This is a genomic window from Undibacterium sp. GW821-FHT07F11 (genome assembly GCF_059418665.1).
In genome coordinates this window covers 255,622-281,712 of record NZ_JBWKQH010000008.1, presented here as the reverse complement: position 1 = coordinate 281,712, position 26,091 = coordinate 255,622, and the positions used below count along the sequence as shown (strand labels likewise).

26 protein-coding genes are annotated in these 26,091 nt (G+C 50.5%); 17 read left to right on the top strand and 9 right to left on the bottom strand.

The genetic code is table 11. The features are described 5' to 3' along the window. The first annotated feature begins 200 nt into the window (after positions 1-200). The 4 genes from AC07OI_RS20850 to AC07OI_RS20835 all read left to right on the top strand — a co-directional run bounded on the left by AC07OI_RS20850 (position 201) and on the right by AC07OI_RS20835 (position 5,405). Positions 201-2,123 (top strand): PrkA family serine protein kinase, encoded by a 1,923-nt coding sequence (locus AC07OI_RS20850; protein ID WP_492706421.1) that lies wholly within the window; start codon positions 201-203, stop codon positions 2,121-2,123. A 55-nt stretch (positions 2,124-2,178) separates the two neighbouring features. Beyond that, positions 2,179-3,450 carry a YeaH/YhbH family protein gene (locus tag AC07OI_RS20845; RefSeq protein WP_492706423.1) on the top strand — a complete coding sequence of 424 codons (1,272 nt, stop codon included), beginning with the start codon at positions 2,179-2,181 and terminating at the stop codon, positions 3,448-3,450. Positions 3,451-3,458: 8 nt separating this feature from the next. Further along, positions 3,459-5,000 (top strand): SpoVR family protein, encoded by a 1,542-nt coding sequence (locus AC07OI_RS20840; protein WP_492706425.1) that lies wholly within the window; start codon positions 3,459-3,461, stop codon positions 4,998-5,000. Between the two features lie 99 nt (positions 5,001-5,099). Further along, positions 5,100-5,405, top strand: coding sequence for a hypothetical protein (locus tag AC07OI_RS20835; RefSeq protein ID WP_492706427.1), 306 nt, complete (start codon positions 5,100-5,102; stop codon positions 5,403-5,405). Between the two features lie 146 nt (positions 5,406-5,551). Here the strand turns inward: AC07OI_RS20835 and AC07OI_RS20830 are convergent, their stop codons facing one another. Then, positions 5,552-6,232, bottom strand: coding sequence for a MarC family protein (locus AC07OI_RS20830; protein WP_492706429.1), 681 nt, complete (start codon positions 6,230-6,232; stop codon positions 5,552-5,554). A gap of 174 nt (positions 6,233-6,406) precedes the next feature. Here AC07OI_RS20830 and AC07OI_RS20825 point away from each other — a divergent pair, with 174 nt between their 5' ends. The 3 genes from AC07OI_RS20825 to AC07OI_RS20815 all read left to right on the top strand — a co-directional run bounded on the left by AC07OI_RS20825 (position 6,407) and on the right by AC07OI_RS20815 (position 7,817). Then, on the top strand, positions 6,407-6,835 hold the full coding sequence (locus tag AC07OI_RS20825) for a hypothetical protein (RefSeq protein WP_495258579.1): 429 nt from the start codon (positions 6,407-6,409) through the stop codon (positions 6,833-6,835). A gap of 90 nt (positions 6,836-6,925) precedes the next feature. Then, on the top strand, positions 6,926-7,411 hold the full coding sequence (locus AC07OI_RS20820; protein ID WP_492706432.1) for a GNAT family N-acetyltransferase: 486 nt from the start codon (positions 6,926-6,928) through the stop codon (positions 7,409-7,411). A gap of 46 nt (positions 7,412-7,457) precedes the next feature. After that, entirely contained in the window at positions 7,458-7,817 is a 360-nt protein-coding gene (locus tag AC07OI_RS20815; RefSeq protein WP_495258578.1) for a 5-carboxymethyl-2-hydroxymuconate Delta-isomerase, read from the top strand. A gap of 43 nt (positions 7,818-7,860) precedes the next feature. Here AC07OI_RS20815 and AC07OI_RS20810 read toward each other — a convergent pair whose 3' ends face one another. Together AC07OI_RS20810 and AC07OI_RS20805 are read right to left on the bottom strand one after the other, a co-directional pair. Then, positions 7,861-10,161, bottom strand: a complete 2,301-nt coding sequence (locus AC07OI_RS20810) for a TonB-dependent receptor (protein WP_495258577.1) — start codon at positions 10,159-10,161, stop codon at positions 7,861-7,863. A gap of 92 nt (positions 10,162-10,253) precedes the next feature. Beyond that, complete coding sequence (locus AC07OI_RS20805) at positions 10,254-10,634, bottom strand: DUF2946 family protein (RefSeq protein ID WP_492706438.1); 381 nt, start codon at positions 10,632-10,634, stop codon at positions 10,254-10,256. Between the two features lie 235 nt (positions 10,635-10,869). Between AC07OI_RS20805 and AC07OI_RS20800 the strand changes: the two genes are divergently transcribed. From AC07OI_RS20800 to AC07OI_RS20790, 3 genes are all read left to right on the top strand, one after another. Then, positions 10,870-12,339, top strand: coding sequence for an APC family permease (locus tag AC07OI_RS20800; RefSeq protein ID WP_495258576.1), 1,470 nt, complete (start codon positions 10,870-10,872; stop codon positions 12,337-12,339). A 55-nt stretch (positions 12,340-12,394) separates the two neighbouring features. Beyond that, complete coding sequence (locus tag AC07OI_RS20795; RefSeq protein WP_492706441.1) at positions 12,395-12,883, top strand: CreA family protein; 489 nt, start codon at positions 12,395-12,397, stop codon at positions 12,881-12,883. Positions 12,884-13,029: 146 nt separating this feature from the next. Then, positions 13,030-13,896, top strand: a complete 867-nt coding sequence (locus tag AC07OI_RS20790; RefSeq protein ID WP_495258575.1) for an HDOD domain-containing protein — start codon at positions 13,030-13,032, stop codon at positions 13,894-13,896. Between the two features lie 57 nt (positions 13,897-13,953). Here the strand turns inward: AC07OI_RS20790 and AC07OI_RS20785 are convergent, their stop codons facing one another. Next, positions 13,954-14,151, bottom strand: coding sequence for a hypothetical protein (locus AC07OI_RS20785; RefSeq protein WP_495258574.1), 198 nt, complete (start codon positions 14,149-14,151; stop codon positions 13,954-13,956). 318 nt (positions 14,152-14,469) lie between these two features. Further along, positions 14,470-14,598 (bottom strand): hypothetical protein, encoded by a 129-nt coding sequence (locus AC07OI_RS20780; RefSeq protein WP_495258573.1) that lies wholly within the window; start codon positions 14,596-14,598, stop codon positions 14,470-14,472. Positions 14,599-14,806: 208 nt separating this feature from the next. On the opposite strand from AC07OI_RS20780, the gene AC07OI_RS20775 reads away from it, so the two are divergent. From AC07OI_RS20775 to AC07OI_RS20760, 4 genes are read left to right on the top strand one after another with little or no spacing between them, the layout of a single operon-like run. Continuing rightward, the gene (locus AC07OI_RS20775) at positions 14,807-15,451 is read left to right on the top strand and encodes a TetR/AcrR family transcriptional regulator (protein WP_495258572.1); all 645 of its coding nucleotides are present in this window, start codon (positions 14,807-14,809) and stop codon (positions 15,449-15,451) included. After that, positions 15,444-16,439, top strand: a complete 996-nt coding sequence (locus AC07OI_RS20770) for an HlyD family secretion protein (protein ID WP_495258571.1) — start codon at positions 15,444-15,446, stop codon at positions 16,437-16,439. Before AC07OI_RS20775 ends, AC07OI_RS20770 begins: the two co-directional genes overlap by 8 nt. Beyond that, positions 16,436-17,440 (top strand): ABC transporter ATP-binding protein, encoded by a 1,005-nt coding sequence (locus AC07OI_RS20765; protein WP_495258570.1) that lies wholly within the window; start codon positions 16,436-16,438, stop codon positions 17,438-17,440. The genes AC07OI_RS20770 and AC07OI_RS20765 overlap by 4 nt, the downstream gene beginning before the upstream one ends. Then, positions 17,437-18,570 (top strand): ABC transporter permease, encoded by a 1,134-nt coding sequence (locus tag AC07OI_RS20760; protein ID WP_495258569.1) that lies wholly within the window; start codon positions 17,437-17,439, stop codon positions 18,568-18,570. The genes AC07OI_RS20765 and AC07OI_RS20760 overlap by 4 nt, the downstream gene beginning before the upstream one ends. Before the next feature lie 12 nt (positions 18,571-18,582). Here the strand turns inward: AC07OI_RS20760 and AC07OI_RS20755 are convergent, their stop codons facing one another. The 4 genes from AC07OI_RS20755 to AC07OI_RS20740 are packed head-to-tail and all read right to left on the bottom strand — an operon-like array spanning position 18,583 to position 21,689. Further along, entirely contained in the window at positions 18,583-19,539 is a 957-nt protein-coding gene (locus AC07OI_RS20755; RefSeq protein ID WP_495258568.1) for an ATP-grasp domain-containing protein, read from the bottom strand. Beyond that, positions 19,427-19,936 (bottom strand): M15 family metallopeptidase, encoded by a 510-nt coding sequence (locus AC07OI_RS20750; protein ID WP_495258567.1) that lies wholly within the window; start codon positions 19,934-19,936, stop codon positions 19,427-19,429. Before AC07OI_RS20750 ends, AC07OI_RS20755 begins: the two co-directional genes overlap by 113 nt. Positions 19,937-19,938: 2 nt before the next feature. Next, the gene (locus AC07OI_RS20745; protein WP_492706458.1) at positions 19,939-20,748 is read right to left on the bottom strand and encodes an N-acetylmuramoyl-L-alanine amidase; all 810 of its coding nucleotides are present in this window, start codon (positions 20,746-20,748) and stop codon (positions 19,939-19,941) included. Continuing rightward, positions 20,745-21,689 (bottom strand): N-acetylglucosamine kinase, encoded by a 945-nt coding sequence (locus AC07OI_RS20740; RefSeq protein ID WP_495258566.1) that lies wholly within the window; start codon positions 21,687-21,689, stop codon positions 20,745-20,747. Before AC07OI_RS20740 ends, AC07OI_RS20745 begins: the two co-directional genes overlap by 4 nt. A 228-nt stretch (positions 21,690-21,917) precedes the next feature. Between AC07OI_RS20740 and AC07OI_RS20735 the strand changes: the two genes are divergently transcribed. Genes AC07OI_RS20735 through AC07OI_RS20725 form a run of 3 tightly spaced genes read left to right on the top strand, consistent with a single transcriptional unit; the run spans position 21,918 to position 26,028 of the window. Next, positions 21,918-23,219, top strand: a complete 1,302-nt coding sequence (locus AC07OI_RS20735) for an MFS transporter (protein WP_492706462.1) — start codon at positions 21,918-21,920, stop codon at positions 23,217-23,219. Between the two features lie 14 nt (positions 23,220-23,233). Continuing rightward, positions 23,234-24,235, top strand: a complete 1,002-nt coding sequence (locus AC07OI_RS20730; RefSeq protein WP_495258565.1) for a M14 family metallopeptidase — start codon at positions 23,234-23,236, stop codon at positions 24,233-24,235. Beyond that, positions 24,232-26,028, top strand: coding sequence for an ABC transporter substrate-binding protein (locus AC07OI_RS20725; RefSeq protein ID WP_495258564.1), 1,797 nt, complete (start codon positions 24,232-24,234; stop codon positions 26,026-26,028). Before AC07OI_RS20730 ends, AC07OI_RS20725 begins: the two co-directional genes overlap by 4 nt. The last annotated feature ends 63 nt before the right edge of the window (positions 26,029-26,091 follow it).

Genomic DNA, 26,091 nt, shown 5'->3' with positions numbered 1-26,091 from the left:
TGTGACCGGGTTGTTCGTTTTGCTTATTTCCAACATTTTGCACAGAGTAACAATTTCGTCTGCACGTTTTGATAATTTCAACTACACTAAAGTTGTAGTGTGCTGGCTGGCAATTAATTTGAGTTGATTCGAATTGATTTGAGATTGCCACCAGACCGGTTCGGTATTTGCAAGTTTTCTGCTTATCCATGGAGGTCGGGATGAATATCTTTGACAACTACACCGCGCGGTATGAACGGACTCGTGAAGAAGAGTATTCCATGCAGGAATACCTTGATCTTTGTAAAAAGGACAGGCTGGTGTATGCCAGTGCTTCAGAACGCATGCTGGCTGCCATCGGTGAGCCAGAGTTGGTTGATACCCGGCATGACTCTCGGCTATCACGCATTTTTTCAAATAAAGTGATCAAGATTTATCCTGCTTTCCGTGAGTTTTATGGCATGGAAGAAGTGATAGAGCAAGTCGTTTCCTACTTCCGCCATGCCGCGCAAGGTCTGGAAGAGCGCAAACAAATTCTGTATTTGCTAGGCCCTGTCGGTGGTGGTAAATCTTCCATTGCTGAAAGATTGAAATCTTTGATGGAAAAAATCCCTTTTTATTGCATCAAGGGTTCACCCATCAATGAATCGCCTTTGGGTTTGTTCAACGAAGATGAGGACGGTGTTTTACTGGAAGAAGATTTTGGTATTCCGCGTCGTTATCTAAAAAACATACCGAGTCCCTGGGCCGTCAAGCGCCTGCATGAGTTTAATGGCGACATCAATCAGTTCCGTGTGGTGCGGCGTTATCCTTCGGTATTGAAACAGGTCGCGGTTTCCAAAACCGAACCAGGTGACGAAAATAATCAGGATATTTCTTCACTGGTGGGTAAGGTAGATATCCGCAAGCTCGAAGAATATGCGCAGGATGATCCTGATGCCTACAGCTATTCAGGTGGCTTGTGCCTGGCAAATCAAGGGCTGATGGAATTCGTCGAAATGTTCAAGGCTCCCATCAAGGTCTTGCACCCCTTATTGACAGCGACACAGGAAGGTAACTTCAAGGGGACCGAAGGATTTGGTGCGATACCTTTTGAGGGCATCATACTGGCTCACTCCAATGAGTCTGAATGGAAGACCTTTAAAAACAATAAAAACAATGAAGCCTTCCTCGACCGTATTTATATCGTCAAAGTACCGTATTGCCTGCGCGTCAATGATGAAATAAAAATTTACGAAAAACTGGTACGTACTTCTTCACTGGCAGCCGCACCATGTGCCCCTGGCACCTTGAAAATGATGGCGCAATTTGCCGTGCTGTCGCGCCTGAAAGAGCCAGAAAATTCCAGCATCTTTAGCAAGATGCAAGTGTACGACGGTGAAAACCTCAAGGACACAGATCCCAAGGCCAAGTCACGTCAGGAGTACGCTGATTATGCCGGTGTCGATGAAGGTATGAATGGTTTGTCTACCCGCTTTGCCTTCAAGATTTTGTCCAAGGTATTCAACTTCGATAACACCGAGGTTGCTGCGAATCCTGTGCATCTGTTGTATGTACTGGAACAGCAGATAGAACGCGAGCAGTTTGCACCAGAAATCGAGCAGAAATATGTGTCCTATATCAAGGAATATCTGGCTCAGCGTTATGCCGAATTCATAGGCAAAGAGATACAGACCGCCTATCTGGAAAGCTATTCAGAATACGGTCAGAATATTTTCGATCGTTATGTCACCTTTGCTGATTTCTGGATACAGGACCAGGAATTCCGTGATCCTGATACCGGTGAAAGTTTTGATCGTGATGCCCTGAACAATGAACTGGAAAAAATAGAGAAACCGGCAGGCATTTCCAATCCCAAAGACTTCCGCAACGAGATCGTCAATTTCGTGCTGAGGGCCAGGGCGCAGAATGCTGGTAAAAATCCGGCATGGACCAGTTATGAGAAACTGCGTACGGTAATCGAGAAAAAAATGTTCTCGAATACTGAAGAATTATTGCCTGTCATTTCCTTTAATGCCAAGGCCAGTGCAGATGACTCTAACAAACACCAGGAATTTGTTGAGCGTATGGTCGCCAAAGGCTATACCGCCAAACAGGTACGCCTGCTGTGTGAATGGTATCTGCGTGTCAGGAAATCTTCATAAAGAAGCATGGATAGCAGAACGGTGCAGGAAATTTCAGGGCAAACGGGAGAGCATTTTGGTTCATCTGATTGACCGGCGTGTCCAGGGTAAAAATAAATCTGCCCCGAATCGCGAGCGTTTTTTGCGTCGCTATAAAGGGCAGATCAAAGATGCTGTTGCCAGAGCAGTCAAAGGTCGTTCGATTACTGACATAGAAAGCGGCGAGCGTATTTCCATTCCTGTCAAAGATGTCAGCGAACCGACCTTTGGTCATGCCCACGGCGGCGTTTGGGAAGGTGTGCAGCCAGGTAATGAGCAATACCAGCGCGGTGATCAAGTTGCCAGACCAAAAGGTGGTAGCGGAGGCTCAGGCAAGGGCCAGGGCGGTAATAGCGAAGACCCCAGTGAAGATGATTTCGTATTCCAGTTGTCGCGCGAAGAATTCATGAATTACTTCTTTGAAGACCTGGAGTTGCCAAACATGGTCAAGACGCAACTGACCTCAACAACAGACTTCAAAAGCCAGCGTGCGGGTTATAAAACTTCAGGTACAGCATCGAGCCTGCATGTACTGCGCTCCCTGCGCGGTGCCATGGGCAGGCGCATTGCAGTGGGCGGTAAGTCTGCCCGCAGATTGAGGGATGCCGAAGCAGAAATGACAGTCTTGCTGGAAGTGGGTATGGATCCCAAAGATCCCTACTTTGTCGCACTGAAGGAAGAAATACATCACCTGCGCATGCGGCTGCTGGCTATTCCCTTTCTTGATCCTTTTGATTTGCGCTATAGCAATCGCGTCAAGGTTCCCAAACCAGCCAGCCAGTGCGTGATGTTTTGCCTGCTGGATGTATCGGGTTCCATGGATGAGCAAAAAAAAGATACAGCGAAACGCTTCTTTATCTTGCTATACCTGTTCTTGACACGTGCCTACGAAAAAATAGAAGTTGTCTTCATACGCCATCACACGACTGCACTCGAAGTGGATGAAGATGCTTTTTTCCATTCGCGCGAATCTGGTGGCACTATCGTTTCTTCTGCCCTGAATCTGTTGGCGCAAATTGTTCGTGAGCGTTATGCTGCATCGGACTGGAATGTATATGTGGCGCAGGCGTCGGATGGTGATAACTGGGACAATGATTCAGCCACCTGCAAGCAGTTGCTGATCAATAACATCATGCCTCTGGTGCAGTATTATGCCTATGTAGAAATTACTGATGGACAGCCACAGAACCTGTGGCTGGAATATGAAAAAGTCGCCGAGCAAAGTGCGCACTTTGCGATGCAAAAAATAGAAACACCGGCGGATATTTATCCGGTCTTTCGGGAACTGTTTAAGAAGCAGCCGAAATGAGGTAATCCATGGAAAACGACCATGTCAGCCCCAGGAAAAAACATGCACGCGCCTTGCCCGAACAATCAGAATGGACATTCGAACTGATCGAGCAAGCCCACGAAGAAATTCGCCGGGTGGCAGAACAATTTGGACTCGATACCTACCCGAATCAACTTGAGATCATTACCGCCGAGCAAATGATGGATGCCTATGCTTCGGTAGGTATGCCGGTATCCTATAATCACTGGTCGTTCGGCAAGCATTTCTTGTCTACCGAAAAAAGTTATAAACGCGGGCAAATGGGTTTGGCCTATGAGATAGTCATCAATTCCAACCCCTGTATTTCTTACCTCATGGAAGAAAACAGCCTGACCATGCAGGCTTTGGTGATCGCACATGCTGCCTATGGACATAATTCCTTTTTCAAGGGGAATTACCTGTTCCGTACCTGGACTGATGCCGAGGCCATCATCGACTACATGCTGTTCGCAAAAAATTATATTGCTGACTGTGAGCAGCGTCATGGCATGGAAGCGGTAGAGTTGATAATTGACTCCTGCCATGCCTTGCAAAATTATGGCGTCGACAGGTATAAGCGTCCAGCCCGCATTTCTCTTGCTGAAGAACGTGAACGGCAGGAAGAGCGGGAAAAATACATGCAGTCCCAGGTCAATGACTTGTGGCGCACCATACCGCGGCGCAGTGAAGCGCCAGAGAGTCTGGTGAAACAGCGGTTCCCTGCAGAGCCGCAAGAAAATCTCTTGTATTTCATTGAAAAATATTCACCCTTGCTGGAACCCTGGCAGCGTGAAATCGTGCGCATCATCCGTAAGGTGTCGCAGTATTTTTATCCGCAACGCCAAACCCAGGTCATGAATGAAGGCTGGGCAACGTTCTGGCACTACACCATCTTGCATCAGCTATATGAAGAAGGCGTGGTGGGCGACGGCTTCATGATGGAGTTTTTACAAAGCCATACCAATGTTGTGTATCAGCCGCCTGTGGGTAGCCGGTATTTCAGCGGTATCAACCCCTATGCCCTGGGCTTTGCCATGATGCGTGATATCCGTCGCATTTGTGAAGACCCGACACCAGAAGACCGCGAATGGTTCCCTGACTTTGCCGGGTCTGACTGGCAAAAAACCTTGCAATTTGCCATGCGCAATTTCAAGGATGAGAGCTTTATTGCGCAGTACCTGTCACCCAAACTCATGCGCGATTTTCATTTCTTTTCCATACTGGATGACGACAGCAAGGACAAATTGCTGATTTCTGCGATTCATGATGAGCATGGCTATCGTTACCTGCGTGAGCAACTGGCAGGGCAATACAATCTTGGTAACCGCGAGCCCAATATTCAGGTATGGTCGGTTGACATGCAGGGCGACAGGGCTTTGACCCTGCGTCATACCCAGTATCTGCGTCGTCCCTTGAACCCGCAGACCGGCGAAATGCTCAAGCATGTCGCCAGATTATGGGGCTTTGATGTTTATCTGGAAACGGTCGATCCTGAATCAAAAGTGCTGGCCAAACAGGAATGCAAATGGGAAAAACGCAACAGACCCTGAGTTTTTCAAGCTGCCGGAGTAGTACGGCTAAATCCCGATAGCGACTGTGCTGTCTATCAGTTAGAATGAAAAACGATCATCAGAAGACGGAGACGCACCATGTATCTGGACCACCCAAAAATTTCTGCTACCAATAGCGAAACCGAACCAGACCGCATAGAGCGACTGAGCCGTGTGTATGGTTATGCGATGGGGCTGGCAGATATTGATGGCAATACCGCCTGTATTACCAAACTGGCCAAGATACATGACCATAAGGGTACATTGATGGTGATCTGGTATGACGCACCGACAACTGCTGAGAAGAGTTATTTCGTGCGCGCGTGGAATAGCCGTATCGGTGATGAAACTGAAATTGTCGAGCATGCCCTGATGCTCAATGAGCCGGTATCCAACGCAGAATAAGTAATTTCAGCTCTCTGCATAGAGCTGAAGTTGTTTCAGCCCTTGCTATCCATCCTCATTCTTTTTGCAACTGCACATGGACAGGCTTATGCCTGCCATGCGCAGGTAGTAGTACTGAGAGTACTGAGCGTACTGAACTTTACCGCCTAGTGCTTCAAATCTCCCAGCAAATCAGAAATGCCCGCCCAGCCAATCTCTATGCCTATGCACAACAAAATAAAGGCAGACAAGCGCAGCAAGACTATCGCACCGACATCACCCAGTATTCTTTCCATATTGCGGGCAAAGCGATAGCACAGGTAAATCACCAGGCTGGTCAGCAGTACGCCCACCAAAGAAGCAATACCGGTAATGATCCAGTCCACAGGTTTATGCGGCATCTGTGTCCCCAGCGTGACAGAAGCGGCGATGGTGCCGGGCCCCACCGTCAGGGGGAAGCTGAAAGGGTAAAAACTGCGCCTACGCAATTCTTCCTTGGTCCAGCTGCCGCCATGGGACGCTGCCACAGAGTTGCGCAAACTGTCCTGACCCTGGTCATTCAATAATTTCCATCCTGCCATGGCAACGACGATGCCACCGGCAACCCTGACGATGGGCAGGGAAATACCAAAAAAATCCAGCACATAAGAGCCGATAAAGATGGCACCCATGAGCAGGAAAAAGCAATTCAGGGCGATGCGTTTTGCCAGCCGGTTGGCCAGTGACGGCTCTATTGGTCCTGTCATGGACAAGAAGATAGGAGCAATGGCGATGGGGTTCAATATGGGCAGCAAAGTGATCGGTACTACGATCAGGGCCTTAAAAAAAATGATCATCGTGATGCTCATGAATACTCCTTGAATATGGGCTAATGATTATGCATCAGAATTTCAGTCGCGGCGACTACCAGACCACGCTTTCACCTACAAAATGATACTTTCAGCGGGTAGGCGATTGCACGTGCATGATATACAATTAATTTGCCAGTTTTAAGAAACTGGTCAATCAAAACTGAGGATGCCATGAAGTCTTTGAGCAAAGTTGTAGTACTTTCGGCCCTGAGCCTGACTTTGTTTGGGGCTTGCCAGATGGCTCCCCTTTCTTATTTGAATGGTAATCCTGGACGGCCCTTGTTTAACCATGAATATCCGGTCCGCATCGTTGCAGTAGATCAGACATATTACCTGACCGGACCTGTTCAGGTCACACCAGGCAAGCACCTGGTTACGGTTCAGCTCAGCCACTCCACTTCTCACGTACCAACCCAGAAGACCCTGACCCTGGATGTGCAGCCATGTACTCGTTATTACATTACCGCTAAAAAAGAATCCCTTATGGAAAGCAAATGGGAACCCAGGATTTTCGATACTGAAAATGTCGGCGGCTGCAATGCGGCAGAAGAGTTAAAGAAAGCCAGTAGTTCTGCATTAGTGACTGAGTCCAAATCATAGGCACCTGAATACCTTCCGAAGGCATGCAATGCACTTATTCCAGTATTTGCTTAGAATACTGCATTCGCTTGATGACTTTGCTGCGCTGCCATGAGTATAAGCTTTTCCCCATTACTTCCTGAGCATCAGGATTTGCTCTGGAATTTTCTGCATATTGCCTTGTGGGATCCACCGCCTGCAGGTTTGCGTCCGCTGGAAACCCTGCAACTGCCACCTGTGCGCATTTATGCCGAAAACTGGGGCCGTGCCAGCGATATTGGTATCATCGCCCGCATTGAGGGTGAGCAAGGTCCCATAGGCGCATGCTGGATGCGCCTGGTGCCAGATGGTTTGGGGCTGGCTTATATCGATGAACAGACACCGCAACTGGGTATCGCGCTCTTGCCCGCGTATCAGCACAAGGGCTACGGCAAGGTCATGATGCTTGCCGCGCTGGATGCGGCACGTCAGCGCGGGGTGGGACAAGTTTCTCTTACCGTGCATCCACAAAACCCAGCGGCAGGTATGTATGCATCTTGCGGCTTTGTGCAAACTGAAATCAGGAATTCTTATCTGCTCATGCAGGTCAAGTTATGAATGTTGTGAATGCAGCGACAATTTTAAAATAATCTGAAAGAAAAACATGCCTCATCTGACCATCGAATATTCCTGTAATTTGCCTCTGCAAGCCAAGGAAGTGCTCTTGCAGATCAATACTTCTTTAGCAGAAACAGGACATTTTAATGAGATCGATATCAAGAGCCGGGCAATTCGCTTTGATGATGTAATTATTGGTACCGCACCTGCTGCGCGTGCTTTTTTGCATGCCAAGCTGGTGATATTGAAAGGGCGCAGCACTGAAGTAAAACGTGAATTGTCTGAGCGTGTGCTGGCCGTCATTCAAGCTGCACAAATCTGGCCGCAAGGGCTGGATGTGCAGCTTTGCGTAGAAGTACTGGAAATTGATAAAGAAACTTATGCGAAGGCGCATTTAGCGAACTAAAAAGAAGCTGCCAAAGTAGCCTTCACCATCAATCTCTCATTGGTTAAAAATCAAACTTCAATTCACCTACTACACTGCGTTGTGTGTAGGGGTGAAAGGCCCAGTATTTTTTATTATTCAAATTATCTATGCCGACAGAGGCCACCCATTGCCTGGCCAACTGATAGCGCACGCGCACATCGGCGACCACAAAGCTGGAAAACCCCTGATAGGTAAAGGCATTGCTATCGCTGTTATCGAGTGAGCCATATTGCTTGCCGCTATAGCGCAAACCCAAGGTGGTGCTGAGTTTGTCGTCCGGGCGGTAACTGATGACAAAATTGGCGCGCCATGCTGGTACCCGTGGCTGCCATTTGCCAACGCTGGCCGGGAATTTGTCGTTCCTGGTGATAACAGAGTCGGCATAAGTCAGGCTGGTGATCAGGTCCAGCCCACGTGTGAATACATCATTGGCCTGATAAGCGAGTTCCAGTCCTGTCGTATGGATTTCATCGACGTTCTGGATATTTGTCACATTCGGTGTCACCAGCGTATTCACTTGTGAATACAGCGCGTCTTTGGTTCTTTCATGGAACAGGGTAGTACGCAGAAAACCTTTGCCATCATTCAGTGTCCGCTCTGCCGTCCACTCTGTAGTCCAGGATTTTTCTGGCTTCAGGTTGGGGTCGTTATTGACGATGGCCGTAGTCGAAATACTGCCCTGGTACAACTCAGAAACAGTAGGCATACGTACAGCACGACCTGCTGATGCTTTCAAAGTCCAGTCTTCATTGGCCTTAAAGGCGATTGCTGCTTTTGGGGAAAAATAATTTTCCTTGCGCTCTGCAAAGGGCATCGTGGAATTTGCATTTGAGATAGCGCCACGATCTGCCTGCCATTGCTCAAGGCGACCACCAACAATGGCTTTCCAATGAGGATTGATACGCCAGGCATCTTGCGCATACAGGCTTTGCAATTGGGTATTACCCTGGAAGGCAGAGTAGCGCTTGGCCGCAGCGCCTTTGATCCAGTCATCAGTATCGGATACCAGGGTACGCATTTGATAGGCTTCACGCTGATAACCAAATTCTGCAGTATGTTCTGCATTTGGACGCCAGATGCCTTTCAATGTCAGGGTATTCCAGCCTGTGCCTGCGCCATCTGTAATACGGCCATTGCCGCCGCCGTTGGCCTGCGGGATTGCCACAGTTGGTGCACGGGCGATATCCTTGCTATAGTCATACAGGCTGGCGGCCACTTCCCAGTCAAACTCGCCCTTGGTATTGCTCTTCAGGTTCAGGCCATGAGTGATATGTTCGAGCTGGTTTTTGCTGTTCGATATATCGGTTGGGGCCAGGGTATATTTTTTACCGGCGATATTGATGTCGCCGCTATATACCGCATTGCCCGCAGCATCACGCAAATAACTTTCGACACCACTGTTCATATTGTTGCGCCAGTAGCCAAAGGTGTAGCTGGCACGCAAAGTCGGGCTAAAGTCATAGGCTAGCTTGACTTTGGCATGGTCTTGCGTGGTATGGTATTGCCCCGTAGCACCCAGTATCCACCAGTCCAGCCCTTGTGGATTTTTGTCGGCAATCGCGCCTGTCACTGCGATGCCCGCGCTGCTGCTGATGCCAGTGGAGGCCAGCTTGTTGGCGAAGGCGATAGGGTGGCCATCGCTATCAAGTTGATTCACATTCAGCCACCAGGAAAACGCACCTTGTTTATTACCCAGGCTGGCGCTGAGCTGTTTGCCGCTATAGCTTTTGTCTGTGCCATATTGCTGGAAGTTTTCGCTAAAACCCACCAATTTGGCATGGGCTTCAAACTGCTTGGGCATGCGCGTCACATAGTCGACTACGGCACCGGCAGAATTGCCAGCATAGGCAGCAGAGAAGGGGCCGTACAGGACATCCACTCGCTCGATTTCTTCCGGTGTTACCAGACCCCAGCGCGGGGTGAAGCTGGCACCATTGCCCAGCAGGTTGGACAGCAAGATGCCATCGGCATACACCATGGAGCGCGCGCTGTTACCTGTGCCAGATGCGCGTGTCGCCAGCACTGCATGATTGTAGTCACCGACATAGCGTTTGCGTACCAGCAGACTGGGCAGGTATTTCAGGGCATCTTCTGCATCTATGGCATTGATGGTCTGTTCCATGGTCTTGGCACTGATACCTTCTATGGTGGTCGGTATTTCCTTGGGCAGGGAAGAGGGGCGGTCGCCATTGATGATGACGCGCTCGGCCTGGGTGGTATTTTCTATTGCTTCAATTGCGAAGGAAGTAGCAGGTAACAGTGGGAAGGCGGCAGTCAGTGCCGCTGTCAATGCGCGCAAGCGCAAAGGGCGTAAAGGAGACATATGAATAATCTGAAAATTGGAACGCGCATGCAAATGCGCAAAGCAAACTTGCCAGTGCGGGTGGCATGGCCGGTTTGAACTAATTCAATTTTTTAGATGGCTGGCGGCCCGCGTGCAGGTAAAGGTGCGGCAACGATCGATGCCAGGCGTGCTGCCGGGATGGAGCGGGTGGCGTAGGATAAGGCGTGGGGTGCTGCAAAAACCGTGGTTTGCGGGAAGCTGGCAGGCAAACTGGCTGCCAGGCACATGGAGCAATCAAGCATGTGCGTCATGCTCTTGCCAGTTTCTTTGACGCCACTGCCGTCCGCTTTGATGAATTTATAGCCGGTACTGGTACAGATCAGATTCATGCCCTGTTCGCCGGATTTCACCACTGAAGATGCCATCGCGACACCCAGCGTCAGTACATACATAAGCAGTACTGCGCGCACCAGGTGGCGAAAACACGACAGGGAAATACGTTGGGCGGACATGGGGCGGAATTGTACCACCCTTCTGTCCTGCTATAAATCTGCTGTTGGAAGTCAGGAAAAATAAGCGAACTGACATCAAAGCAGTCAAATTTGGGGCTATCATGGCGATTTTCGGGGCAAGCCTGGCCTGGGCCGCACAATGGCAGACAGCCAAATCTGGATGAGTAGTCCAGATGATAGTCAGGCATCAGCCCCTTTACTCAACAGGTATTTGGCATAAGTAGAAGGATAGATCTTGAGACAAGTTAGCCTGGGTCAGCAACTGACCCGCACCAAGCCCATAGACCATAGTGAACAGGTGACCGATGACCAGGGCCACGCACTGCACCGCTCATTGGGACTGTTTGCCCTGACCATGATAGGCGTGGGTTCTACTATCGGTACCGGTATTTTCTTCACCATGGTGGAGGCTGTGCCCAAAGCCGGGCCTTCAGTCATCCTGTCTTTTATCATCGCGGCGATTACGGCTGGTTTGACTGCCCTGTGTTATTCCGAGCTGTCTTCCCGTATCCCGGCATCCGGTTCTTCTTATTCTTATGCCTATGCAACGGTCGGTGAATTTGGTGCCTTCATTGTTGCAGCATGCCTGTTGCTGGAATATGGCCTGGCCGCCAGTGCGACTGCGATAGGCTGGTCGGCTTACCTGAATAATTTCCTGACCAACGCCCTGGGCTGGCAGATACCTGAAATGTTGCGTTCCCCCATGATCGTGGCTGGCGCCAACGGGGTGGAATTTCATGCCGGGCAATTCAACCTGCCGCCCATGGTACTGGTAGCGATATGCTGCATACTCTTGTTGCGGGGTGCCAAGGAGTCCGCCACTGTGAATACCATCATGGTATTGATCAAACTGGTGATTTTGACTTTCTTTGCTGTCGTCGCATTTTCCGGCTTTAATGCCGAGCATTTCACCCCCTTCTTTAATACCGACAATAGCAAGGGCCTGGCAGGCATGGCTGGCGTAACGGCAGCGGCCGGTACAGTATTCTTTTCCTTCATCGGTCTTGATACCGTGGCGACGGCTGGTGCTGAAGTCAAGGACCCCAAACGCAATGTGCCACTGGGCATCATGGCAGCACTCATCGTCGTGACGGTGTTTTACTTGCTGGTAGCCGTTGCAGCTGTTGGTGCCCAGCCTGCCAAGATGTTTGAGGGGCAGGAAGCCGGTCTGGCAGTGATCTTGCAAAACGTGACAGGTAAGGCCTGGCCTGCATTGATCTTGTCTGCTGGCGCTGTGATTTCGGTATTCAGCGTGACCCTGGTGACCATCTATGGCCAAAGCCGGATTTTATTTGCGATAAGTAAAGACGGCTTGATCCCAAGTTCTTTCCAGCGCGTGCATGCCCGCACCCGTACCCCTGTCAGCAATACCATCATGGTTTGCGTGCTGGTGGGTATAGTTGCTGGTCTGGTTGATTCTACTTTCCTGTGGGATATGGTCAGCATGGGCACTCTGGTTGCGTTCATGGTGGTGTCGGTTGCCGTGCCTGTCATACGCAGGCAAAAGCTGGGTGAAGGTGTAGCCGGTTTCCGCGTGCCTTTCGGTCCTTACCTGATACCTGGCCTCAGCATACTGGCTTGCCTGTATATCCTGAAAGACTTGTCGGCGACCACCTATCATGTCTTCTTTATCTGGATGGCAGTCGCTATCGCGATTTATTTCCTGTATAGCAAAGCTCATTCACACTTGAATAAACAGCAATAAGCCTGATATTCCTGAAGCGCCCGGCTTGTGGCGTCTTCAGGAAAAGAGCGAGATTATGAAACTGCCACCATTAAGTTTTGCCGCTATAGTGATATCCGTAGCATTCTCTGCCGTCGCCTCTATTGCATCGGCAGAAAACATAGGTAGTGTAGACACGGCCTTCAAGCTCATAGGCCCGGACCATAAAGTCGTGGTAGAAGCCTATGATGACCCCAAAGTGAATGGCGTTACATGTTATATATCACGTGCCAAGACGGGTGGTATCTCTGGTGGCCTGGGCTTGGCTGAAGACAAATCTGAAGCTTCCATCGCTTGCCGTCAAGTTGGTCCTATCAGTTTCACGGGCTCACTCAAGCAACAGGATGAAGTCTTTAATCAAAGCTTGTCCATCCTGTTCAAAAAGCTACGCATCGTGCGCATGGTAGATCAAAAACGCAACGCTTTAATCTATCTGACTTATTCCGATAAACTGGTTGATGGTTCACCCAAGAATAGTGTCACTGCTGTTGCGGTCGATCGTAGTACGCCCATCCCTGTCAAATAGCGAGGCGGAAGTTAGTGAGAAGCAGGCTGGAGTCAGGCAGGGTCTGATATGTAAAAAATGTTTGGGTTTTTCTACCCAGCAATGAATTACGCTTACAATAGCAGACTGTAAGCGTAAGCCTTCCCTAGCGTATCAACTGTATTAATATGACAAGCCCTGCTGCAGCCCCCAGGCTGACCACTGAACAATCTGTTGATGCGCTCGTCAAGACGATACGCATACCGCCGCGTCCCAGCTTGCTGGCTGACGTGCAGGCTGAGCTTGCAGCCGACGACCCCGACCCGCGCAGATTGACTGGCATTATTGCCAACGATGTGGCCATGTCGGCATCTTTATTAAAGCTGGCAAACTCATCTTTCTTTGGTTTGCGGCTGAAAGCCAAATCTGTGGAGCATGCTGTCAATTTGTTAGGAATTACCCAGTGCGGTAATTTGATGACAGGAATTATTGCCAGGCAAAGTATACAGGTTGAAAAAATATCACTGGTCAAGTTCTGGGATTTTTCCACCAAGCGTGCCCAGGCCATGACACAACTGGCAAGACGCATGCGCGTATGCCCGGCTGATATGGCACATACGTTTGGGTTGTTTTGCGACATAGGCATACCCTTGCTGCTGGAACGCTTCCCTGATTATGCCGAGACCCTGGAACTGGCTCATGAGGAAGCTCAAGAGACCTTTAGCGCGGTAGAAGAGCAGCGTCACAATACTTCGCATACTGCCATAGGTTCTCTGATGGCCCGCACCTGGGGTTTGCCTGAAACAGTTTCACTGGCGATACTGTTACATCACGACTATAGCGTGTTGCATGATCCCAATACCGAAGATGCTGTCAAGAGCCTGATCGCGCTGGCATTATTGGCTGAGTATGGAATACAAAAATACCATGGTCAGGAGTATTCTTGCGAATGGGAAAAAGGTGGCGAAGCCGCCTGTGAATTTTTGGGTCTGTCTGCTGACGAAGTGGATGACAGATTTGAAGAGCTACACGAATTATTCAATCACGCGCACTGATCTCTTCTTTGCCGCTAAGTAATTCTCGAAAAGAATTCTCTAAAGAGCCGTCCATTATCATGGACGGCTTTTTAACAAATTGGCAGGCAACATGAAGATAGCCCGCAATAATTCAAATACGCCATTCACCGCTATGCCCAGTACACGGAAGGGTAGCAACAATAGCCACACCAGTGGGTACAGCACCAGGGCCAGTATGGCTAAAGGCCAGCAGAGTACAAACAAGATAATCCAGATCAGAAAGCCTAGCATCATTTCTCCTTAAGCGATGATGATGTGCAACAAGCTGCTCAGGATAACCAGGGCGATAGTAGCGATAACAACGCCGTCCATGTTTGCTGTGATGTTCATGATATTTCCTTTCAATTCGGGTGGGAGTGATTGCACTGTAGATCGCCGTCATGCAGGTCGCCAGCAGCAAGCGACGAAGTGCAATTTCCTAGTACCGGAATGCGTTTGGGGCGGATGAATTGAGGGAGCGGATTTGCGATGCTAGGGGTGTTTATTCACAGCAGGCTGGCTGCCTGAGCACAACTGCTTTTTACAGCAATTTCTTGTATTTACCTCTTCTATTTACAGGACTTGTTTAATCACAACAAAGTCTTGCTGGACATCCACCAACTTCTTTGCATAAGAGTCTGTCGCAAACAAAAGCAGAGCGATGAACAAGAGCTTACGTATCCATAGATTGTGCAAAGACATGCTGTTCTCCTTTTGGAGCTATAGCTAACAGCATAGTACAAAAACAATATTTAATTTGAATGATTTATCGATAAATATGAAGCCTGTGCTTTGAACTGGCAGCATTTTTTCCCGATGAACCAGGCAAATAAATTCTTGACAGGGTCAGGAAAAGCTCGCAAACTTCAATTATTAGTCAAGTGTATAGTAATTATTGAAGTGAGAAGAAATGGCCCGTCCATCCCAACAATTAGATGAAGTTTTATTGCAGAGTGGCCGCGCCCTGTTTGCCCAGCATGGTTGCGGCGGATTGTCCTTGCGCATGCTGGCTGAGCATGCGCAAGTCAATGTGGGCATGTTCCATTATCACTTTAAAAACAAGGACAATTTCCTGACCCAATTGCTGCAAACCATGTATGAGGAAGTATTTGCACAACTGCAGGCTGAAGTTAATCATGAAGGCTCACCTGTGCAGCGACTGCGCGAAGCGCTCTGTCTGTTGGGGCGTTTATTGCGTGAGCATGGCAGCTGGATAGGGCGGGTCTGGGCAGACGCGGCCCTGGGCGAAAAAGTCGCCAGACAGTTTCTTGAAAAGAATGGCGCCCGCCATGTCTTGCTGATCACAGGTTTGCTGATGCAGGCCATGCAGGCTGGCGAGATAGCCCTGGTGCAGCCTGCCCATGCCCTGTCGTTTTTGATGGGTAGTGTTGCTGCCCCCATGGTCATCGTCCCGCGTGCATTGGAGATGGGCTTTGTGCCAGCGATGCTGCAAGAACCTCTGAGCCAGGTATTAAGCGATGCAGCCATTGCCGACCGCGTCAACCGCGCCCTGTATGCGCTGGCTGCAACGAATGAGGAGTTACAACGTGCATAAAAAATTCAAACCCGCGATGACATTTATCTCGGCTCTCGCCATGTTTGCCATGCTGACTGCCTGTAATGAAAAAACATCGACCAACTGGTCAGGTTATGCAGAAGGGGAATACGTCTATATCTCTGCACCATTGGGTGGCAAGCTTGACAGCATCAAGGTGCAGGCAGGGCAACAAGTGACCAAGGATAGCCTGTTGTTTGCCCTTGATGCCGAAGCTGAAAATGCTGCCCATGATGAAGCCAATGCCCGCCTCATGAGCGCCAGGGCACAAGCCAGTAATACAGAAAAAGGCAGACGCAATGAAGAGATTGCCGTCAGCCAGGCACAACTGATCAGCGCACAGGCGCAGGCAGCACTGGCAAGGCAGGAGCTGGCACGCCAGCAGCAACTGGTGGGGCAGGGCTTTGTGTCCAAATCCCGTATGGACGATGCACAAACCAATGTCAAACTCGCGGAAGCCCGCGTAGCAGAACTGAGCGCCGCATTGAGTGTCGCAAAACTGCCAGCGCGCGTAGATGAACGCGCTGCCGCCCAGGCTGGTGCTGACGCGGCCAAAGAAGCCTTGCGCCAGACCACCTGGCGCTCAGGACAAAAATCACAAAACGCACCTGCAAATGCGCTGGTGGCAGAAGTATTTTTCCGCCAGGGGGAATATGTGCAGCCGGGTCAACCGGTATTGTCCCTGCTGCCGCCAGAAAACCGCAAAGCCAGGTTCTTTGTGCCGGAAGGCGAGCTGGGCAAGATCGCTGTTGGCCAGGCTGTCAGCCTGCATTGCGATGGCTGCGCAACAACTATCCCCGCGCACATTTCCCGTATCGCCAGTCAGGCTGAATACACACCGCCCGTGATTTATTCAAATGCGCAAAGAGCCAAACTGGTGTTCATGGTCGAGGCCAAACCTGACCAGCCTGGCAAACTTTTGCTGCATCCCGGACAGCCTCTGGATGTATCACTGCTGGCTGTAGCAACTACAGGAAAAGCACAGTGAATGCCGCACTGACTACCGCACTGAATACCGGCGTCGATACGAATAATCTCGCCATCAATGTGCATGGCTTGAGTAAATCCTATGGTGGCCGCGCCGTGGTTGACAAGGTCGAACTGCAAGTCGCCAAAGGCCGCATCTGTGGTTTCCTCGGGCCTAACGGCAGTGGCAAGACCACGACCATACGCATGCTGTGTGGCTTGTTGACGCCTGATGCAGGAACTGGTTTCTGCCTGGGTCTGGATATCATCAAACAGGCAGAGCAGATCAAGCGTCAGGTAGGTTATATGACACAAAAATTTGGACTGTACGATGATTTGTCGATACGCCAGAACCTGGATTTCGTGGCACGCCTGTTTGAACTGCCATCGAGAAAAAATGCAGTTGACCAGTCGCTGGAAAGGTTGGGCCTGACAGCCCGCCAGCATCAACTGGCAGGGTCATTGTCCGGAGGCTGGAAGCAGAGGCTGGCTCTGGCCGCCTGCCTCATCCATGAACCGCGCTTGCTGTTACTGGATGAACCCACGGCTGGCGTGGATCCCAAGGCCCGCCGTGATTTTTGGGACCAGATCCATTTGCTGGCGGACCAGGGTATCACCGTGCTGGTGTCCACCCACTATATGGACGAAGCAGAGCGGTGCCATGAACTCTGCTATATCGCCTACGGCAAAATACTGGCACGTGGCACCGAGGCCGAGATTATTCGTGACTCCAAACTCAAGGTCTGGACACTGCAAGGTGAACAACTGGGTGCCTTGCTGGAACCATTGAAATCAGCACCTGGTGTATTAAGTGTTGCTGCTTTCGGCAATGCTGTTCATGTGGCGGGGCTGGATGAGGCACTGGTCTTGCAGGCCCTGGACACTATCAGGCATCAGGCCAATATCCAAATCACGCCCAGTGCCGCCAATCTGGAAGATGTCTTCATCAGCCTGATCGCTAGTGCACCTGATAATTTTTCCAAGGATGACCTGCGACAAAAACAGCAAAAGGCAGCAGCATGAAAAAATTTTCGCTGGCCCGCATGTTTGCCATCTTCATCAAGGAATTCCAGCAAATGATGCGTGACCGCCTGACCTTTGCCATGGCGGTCGGCATCCCCATTTTGCAGCTCATCCTGTTTGGCTATGCCATCAATACCGACCCCAAGGGTTTGCCAACTGCCGTAGTCAGTACCGACAACAGCCCCATGGCGCGCAGCTTTGTCGTTGCCATGCAAAACACTGGTTACTTCCGTATCGATTCGGTAGGGCAGAGTGAGCAAGAGGCAGAACGCTTGCTGGAAAACGGAAAAATACAATTCATGCTGGTGATACCGCCACAATTCACTCAACAAATGGTGCGTGGTGAGAAACCGGCTTTGCTGATATCTGTCGATGCGACCGATCCATCCGCATCGGGCAATGCAATTGCTGCACTGAATGCCATCGCCACCCAGGCCTTGCATCATGACTTGAAAGGCCCTTTGCAATACCTGCAAACCGGCACGCCCGCTTATGAAGTGCGTGTACACCGCCGCTATAACCCTGAAGGCCTGTCACGCTATAACATCGTCCCCGGCCTGATAGGCACCATACTCACGATGACCATGGTCATGCTGACTTCACTGGCCATGACACGCGAACGCGAGCGCGGCACCATGGAAAACCTGCTGGCAACCCCAGTACGTCCGGCAGAAGTCATGGTAGGTAAAATTCTGCCCTATGTGCTGATGGGCTATATACAACTGGGCGTCATCATCAGTGCTGCCTTCCTGTTATTTGAAGTACCGATGATGGGCAGCTTCAGCCTGCTGATGAGCATGATAGGCGTCTTCATCCTGGCCAATCTTGCGGTCGGCTTCACTTTTTCCACGATAGCCAAAAACCAGTTGCAAGCCATGCAGATGACTTTCTTTTTCTTCCTGCCATCCATGCTCCTGTCCGGCTTCATGTTCCCTTTCCGCGCCATGCCAGAATGGGCGCAAGTCATAGGTGAAGCTCTGCCCTTGACGCATTTCCTGCGCATCGTGCGGGGTATTTTATTAAAGGGAAATACCGCAGGCCAGCTCATGCCTGAGCTATGGCCCATGCTGGTATTTTTACTGTTGGCGGGGTTTGTGGCTTTGAAGAGGTATAGGCAGACGTTGGATTGATATGGGAAAAAGCTAAGTGCTTGAAGGTGAAGGTATTTGTGCCAACAGTCTCTGCCATAATTGCAGAGACTGTATTCCAACATAACCGGATTCTTGTGCGTCGTTGCATTCAATGATGATCCAGTGACCATTTGCTGTTTTTGCAAAGTCTATGACTAAAAATGGAACAGCCAGTCTGGCGGCAGCCTTGGCTGCAATGGCAAGTCCAATATCTGCATCAGGACTATCATATGGCTGCACCTGATACCAATAGCGTCCCCAACCCACGCAGACGCCATGCCACCAGAATGAACGGTACTCAATGGACACCTGCACTTTACCAGGAACTGTGTCATCTACTTTTGCGAGAGAAATAAACTCACGTATGACGGGTTTTTGCCAGTGCAATATCGCATCGTTTTGATAAAGATGAATTGCTCTTTCATAGTGAACACGGTTTTGTATGACGGCGAGATCGGGATTGTGTTTGCTGGTTTGTCTGGAACCTTTCAGAAAAACTGGCCAGTCAAAGTTGGATTCAATTTCTTGCACTGTCGGTAAGGTTTCATAAACTACAGTACGTGGTGTGAGTTCACTTATCAATGGATACCAGGCTTCCAGCTCGCTTGCCAATATGTGTTGGTCTGGCGCGTTGACGAGCTGCAAACCCATCTCCAGTTTTTCTTCATACTCTTGTACGTAATTAGCGATTGCACCTACCCGCATGATGCAAGGGTGCTGTCCTTCAATTAGATAAGGATGCTTGCATGAAAAATGCAAATCAAAATCGAAGTCATAGACTGCAACACCAAGCTGTTCGCTGACGACGAATAATTTTTCTTCAATTAGGGCAAGGTTCATTGCGAGTGAGTCTCTTTCATCCTGGCTGAAAGCACCAGTGCCAAGGCTCATATTGAAACCCGCTGCTATTTCCCGGCGGGTAAGACATATGGAAACCAAAGCGCCCGGCATTATTTTGCAACCACGCAAAGGCCGTCGTGGTGTCGAAAGAAATTTCCAGCTCCGGGTCTTCTGGCGTGGCAATATCGATGGCGCGGCCGGTGTGGTGTTCGCTGTAGCCGGGTGGGGCGCAGACCAGCAGGATGTCTTCCAGTTGCTGGCCCTCAGCCAGTTTGTCGCTGATAATCTCGGTTTGTCTGGCGATGCTGCGGAAGGCAGAAATCATCAATAGTGCTATGCCGTCCTGGCTGGCAGCTTTCTTCATGGCTTGCCACGCTAGCTTGGTGGCAGGTGTCAGCAGATATTGCCTGCCATCTTCTCCGGTTTCTGCCAGTACCAGTTCTGCGGCTTCTTGCTGTAGCAACAGGCCACGCTGTTCCAGCAATTGCGGCGGAATGGTGAAGTTTTCAGCGTGACCAACTGCCATGTTTATTTTGCTTTCAGGTTGGCGATCAGGGTATCCAGCATGGCGGCGGTTTCTGCATCTGGCATGCCGTCAAATTTTGTTGGCCGGTACTTGGTCTGGAAGGCGATCAGCACGCTGCGGGTGGCTTCATCAAGCAGGCCGGTTTGCGGAATGCCGTAACCATATTGTGCGAGTTTTTGCTGGAACCATTTGATCTCTGGTAATTGCAATTCATAAGCTGTCATGCGTTGCGCGACTTCATCTGCCTTGGGCCAGGGGATCAGGCCGGCATCGGCCAGTTGCTTCCACGGGAACATTGGGCCGGGGTCAGATTTGCGCATGGGGGCGATATCGGAATGACCAAGTATATATTCAGGGCGTATCTGGTAACGCAGGGAGATGTCCTTGACCAGGGCAATCACACGGTCTATCTGGGCTTGTGGGAAGGGGAAATAAATGCGGCCTTCCGGCGTATCCTTGAAACCGAGATTGACGATTTCTATGCCTATGGAACTGGCATTCAGACGGCTATAGCCTTTCCATTCACTGAGACCGGCATGATAAGCCATGTGATTTTCTGGCACCAGTTGCCAGACCTTGATGGGGTCTTCATCACCGACGAGATAATTTGCGCTGACGGCCTGCTGGCTGAGTACCCGCAATGAAGTGGGCTGATCCAGTGCGGTGTAATGCAGGACGATGAATTGCACGCGTTCTTCCTGGCTCTTGGCAGAAATGCTGGTATCGAGTCTGCCCATGGGGCCGACCGTGGCACAGCCGCTGATGAAGATGCTGGCAGCAGCAAATAAGCTATATAGACTGACTTTATTCATGATAGTTTTTTGAGTTGTCGGGCAGCGAGTCGTGCTGCGGAAAAATGGGCTTCGCAAGTACTCTGGCGCAGACTGATTTCTGGCGACAGATGCAGGCGCAGGGATTCTACTATGGCGGGATGCAGTTCTTGTACCCTGCCGCTGAGTGCAATGGGCTTATTGCCAAAACGGGTGCACATGGCCATGCCCAGACGTGCCAGTTCCTTGCCTGCGCTTTGTAATATGGCCATGGCGACCGGGTCGCTATCGGCAGCGGCAGCAACGGCCATAGCCAGCTTGCCTATGTCGCCACGGCTGCGGTGGTAGATAAAGTCACGTGATATGTTCCAGTCATTGCCGCCGATGAGCTTGAACAGGCGCTTCGCCATTTCTGAATTTTTCCAGTGATCGGGATGTTCATCTTCGGCGCGCCATAGTTTGCGCATGGCTTCACGCGCAATCCAGAAACCACCACCGGCATCATCCAGCAAATAACCACGACCACCGGCGCGGTGAAACTCACCATTTGCATCTATGTAGGCAGCGATGGAGCCGGTACCGGCATAAATCAGGTAACCCGTACCTGGTTTGAAAATATCGAGGTAGGCAATTTCTATATCATTGCTGACTGAGATTTGTTCTTTTTCCAGATCAAAGCAGTCGGCCAGCATATCTGGCAGGGTATGGGCATCACCACCAAAACCGGTAATGCCTGCACGTATGCTGCTTACCTTGCCATGGCTGCGCGTGGCGGCGGCCAGACTGGCAAATACCTGGTGTACGGCTTGCGTACCTTCAGCGTTATCGGTTTGCAAGGCAGTCAGACCGGCAGCAGTGCCGCTGGCAAGGATTTGTTCATCTTTAGTCGCCAATGCCCAGCGGGTTTGCGTGCCGCCTGCATCTATACCCAGCGCAATGTCGGTGGTTTGCAGTGGCAAGGGCGTTTGCTGGTCAGATGGCATAAATGTAGGCTGGTGTGCTGATTTCTGGGGAATTTGATGAAACATCGTGGAGCTGAATCGCAATAACTGGCAGTTGTTCGTTTATCATAGGGCGCTTCTGGCACTGGCAGCGAATGAAAAGATGCATCCGGCTTATAACTTTTTGCTATGAAGCAGCAGCAAAATTTCAATCGCAATCCCGGTATTTTACTGGGAAGATGAACCCTACCACTTAAGAAAAAGATCAAGATGACAAGCGAGACAGTCACTGCAGTCAACAATCCTGAGGTTCCGGCGGGCGGGGTCTGGCGCTGGATACCGTCATTGTATTTCAGCCAGGGCATTCCATACGTCGTGGTAATGACACTTTCCGTCATTATGTACAAAAACCTGGATATTTCCAATTCAGACATTGCCTTATATACAAGCTGGCTATACCTGCCGTTTGTGATCAAGCCTTTCTGGTCTCCTTTCGTGGACATGTTCAAGACCAAGCGTTTCTGGATTGTTACGCTGGAACTGGTGATTGGCGCACTCTTTGGCCTGGTGGCCTTAACTATCCCCATGCCGGGTTTTTTCCAGGCTACGCTGCTGGTCTTCTGGTTATTAGCATTCAGTGCTGCTACCCACGACATCAGTTCTGACGGATTTTACATGTTGGGGCTGGAACAGCATCAGCAGGCTGCTTTTGTTGGTGTGCGCAGCATGTTTTTTCGCATGGCCATGCTGTATGGGCAGGGGGCTCTGGTGTATATGGCAGGTTCGCTGCGTGATCTGACGGGTGATGTCAGGTTTGCCTGGGTTGTAGTTTTTAGTGTACTAGCGATGAAGTTCATCAGTCTCGCGGTTTACCATAAATGGGCTTTGCCACGCCCTGCCAGTGATACGGCGCATGGTGACCCAAATCAGGTGGTGGCGACTTTCTTCACGATCTTTGGCAAGTTCATCAAAAAGAAAAACATCTTGCTGACCATTGCCTTTCTCTTGCTGTATCGCTTTGGTGAAGCGCAACTGGTGAAGATGGCACCACCGTTTTTGCTCGACAGTGTGGATAAGGGGGGGCTAGGCCTTTCTACACAGGCAGTTGGTATCGTATATGGCACCATGGGCATGATTGCTCTGACCATAGGTGGTCTGGCAGGGGGCGCGCTGATCTCTCGTTTTGGTTTGAAGCGTATGCTCTGGCCCATGGCACTGGCGATCAATGTACCGCATCTGGTGTATGTGTACCTGGCCTTTGTGCAGCCACAAAATATTTATCTGATCGGCGCTGCTGTCGCCATAGAGCAAATGGGTTATGGCTTTGGCTTTACGGCTTATGTGCTGTACATGATCATGATTGCCGATGGCGAACACAAGACGGCACATTATGCGATTTGCACAGGCTTCATGGCGCTGAGCATGATGTTGCCCGGCATGTTCAGTGGCCGCTTGCAAGAGTATCTGGGCTATGCCCATTTCTTTGTCTGGATATGTATCGCTGCCGTGCCTACCTTTATCGTCACCGCCCTCATTAAAGTGGACCCGGCTTTTGGCAAAAAAGCTGAATAGAGGCTGAATAAAATATGAACAGAACTACTTATCCTTATCACTTTCAAAGCAACAGCTACAGCTCACCACAACCTGGCAGCAGTGTCATTATCACCGGTGCCGTGCATGGCAATGAAACCTGTGGCACCCAGGCCATACGCCGCGTCATTGCTGAACTGGAAGATGGCAGCCTGCAATTGCTGGCTGGCCGTTTGACGCTGGTGCCGGTATGCAATCCGCTGGCTTACAAAATGGGACAAAGGGAAGGCGAACGCAACTTGAACCGTCGCCTGATACCGACAGCAGATGTGCAGGAATTTGAAGATCATGTGGCAAACTGGTTATGCCCTCTGATGGCTCAGCATGATGTCTTGCTGGACCTGCATTCTTTCCGTAGCCAGGGAGAACCTTTTGTCCTGATAGGACCAGAAAATAACCGTGGTCCCATAGAATCATTCAGTCATGAACAGCAGGAACTAGCGATGGCCATGCGCCTCGGTGTGCACAGACTAGTCGATGGCTGGCTCAGTACTTATGCCCGTGGCGTACAACGACGCCAGGTGCGGCTGGCCCATGATGCGGATGCCAAAGCCATCGCAAATGCAAATACACAGTTTGGCGTCGGTACGACAGAATACATGCGCTCAGTCGGCGGTTATGCCATGACGCTAGAATGCGGCCAGCATCTTGACCCGCAAGCGCCAGCGGTGGCTTATGCCGCCATCGTCAACAGCCTGCGTCATCTGGGTGTGATTGCCGGTGCAGTGCCAGAACCTGTGGCACAGATGGAAGCCCTGCGCATCTATGATGTCATCGATAAACTGCATGATGGCGATAGTTTCGTGCGCGAATGGCGCAGCTTTGATGAATTGAAACAGGGCGAGCTGATAGGCATGCGCGCTGATGGCACTGAAGTCAGGGCAGATCAGGATGGTCGTATCATCTTCCCTGATGCAGGTGCCAGTGCCGGGGAAGAGTGGTTTTACCTGACCAAGCCTAACCCTCGTCTGGCCGAATTTGCAAAGGCCAAAGCATGAGTTTGCGTTTCTTATTTTTGGCATTGCTGAGTGTGTCTGTCCTGATCAGCGTGACATCTGCACATGCCGCAGTCAGCACTGAAAAAGTCTTGCGTGTGCTGGTGACCACGCCAGAGAGCAGTCTCGACCCGGCAGTAGCATCGGACGTACCTTCGGTCAGTATCAACGAAAATATTTTTGAACCCATGCTGCGCTATGACTACCTGGCGCGGCCTGTCAAACTCAAACCCAATACTCTGAAAAGCATGCCGGAAATCCTGGATCAGGGCAAAACCTATGTCCTGCATCTGCAACCTGGGATCATGTTTACACCTGACCCTGCATTCAAGGGCAAGCCCAGGGAATTGACTGCGGAAGATTATATCTACAGCATCAAGCGCATCTATGATCCTGCTGTCAAGTCGCCCTGGTTGTTCATGTTTGAAGGAAAGTTGCTTGGCGATGAAAAACTTAAGCCAGCCAAAGATGGCAAAAGCCAGGGCTTCAATTTGCAAACCAGCATACCCGGTTTGCAAGCGGTGGATAAATACACGCTGCGCGTACGATTGAATGCGCCAGACAGTAATTTCCTGTTCATCCTCGCAACTACCGCTACTGGTGCAGTGGCCAGGGAAGTGGTTGAGGCTTATGGCAACCAGGTTGGCAATCACCCTATAGGTACTGGCCCTTTCATACTAGGCCAGTGGCAGCGCAGTTTTCGCATAGAGTTACTGGCGAATCCGCAGTACCGCAAAGTCGTGTTCAATGACCAAGGTGCTGATGACAATACCAGGAAAATTGCTGCCAGCCTGGCGGGGCAGACTTTGCCACGTGTCAGCAAGGTAGAAATCAAGATCATGGAAGAGCAGCAGTCGCGTGTGCTGGGTTTCTTGAACCATGAATTCGATTATCTTGAACAAGTGCCGCCACCACTGTCGAATATGGTGCTTGATGACGGCAAGCTCAAGCCAGCATTGCAGCAACAGGGCGTGCGCCTGTCGCTGTTCACCCCACTGCAGACTTATTACATGTGGATGAATATGGAAGATCCGGTGATAGGTGGTTATACGCCAGAGAAAATCGCCTTGCGCCGTGCCATTGCCCTCAGTTATGACAGCAAGGAAGACATCGCTCTGATGGAAAAAGGTCTGGCGATACAGGCGCAATCGCCTCTGCCGCCCAATGTACTTGGCTACGACGCCAACTATAAAACCCCGGTGCAATATGATGTGAAGCTGGCCAATGCCTTGCTCGACAAGTTTGCTTATAAACGTGCCGCAGATGGTTACCGCAAGCTGCCTGACGGTCAGCCCCTGCATCTGCAAATGCATAGTCTGGCCAGTACTACCGGTCGCTTGCGCGATGAAGTGTGGCGCAAGAATTTGGATGCGATTGGCATCCATGTCAGCTTCAAAACCGACAAACATTCAGAAGTCTTGCGTGCAGCCCGCCTTGGCAAGGTACAGATGACTGAGGCCAACTGGATAGCCGACTTCCCCGATGCCGAGAATTTTTACCAGCTCCTGTATGGTCCCAATGCTGGCCGTGCCAATTACTCGCGCTTCAACCTGCCAGCCTTTAACAAACTGTATGAAGAAGCCATGCGCCTGAGCGACAGCCCGGAGAGAACGGCTATTTACCGGCAAATGGCCCAGCTCATGCACGGCTACAGCCCCTGGGTGCCGCGTATACATCCGGTGACGGCAGATTTATCTCAGCCCTGGTTGCAAAACTACTATAGACATCCAGTGGATTTCACAAGCTGGCGCTATGTCGATGTTGATGTTGCTGCCCGTAATAAAGTATTAAAATAAATTGCATTGATTGCCTGTTGGAAGTTCAAAGCTTGATCATTCCATCTGGTTATATGTCATCGG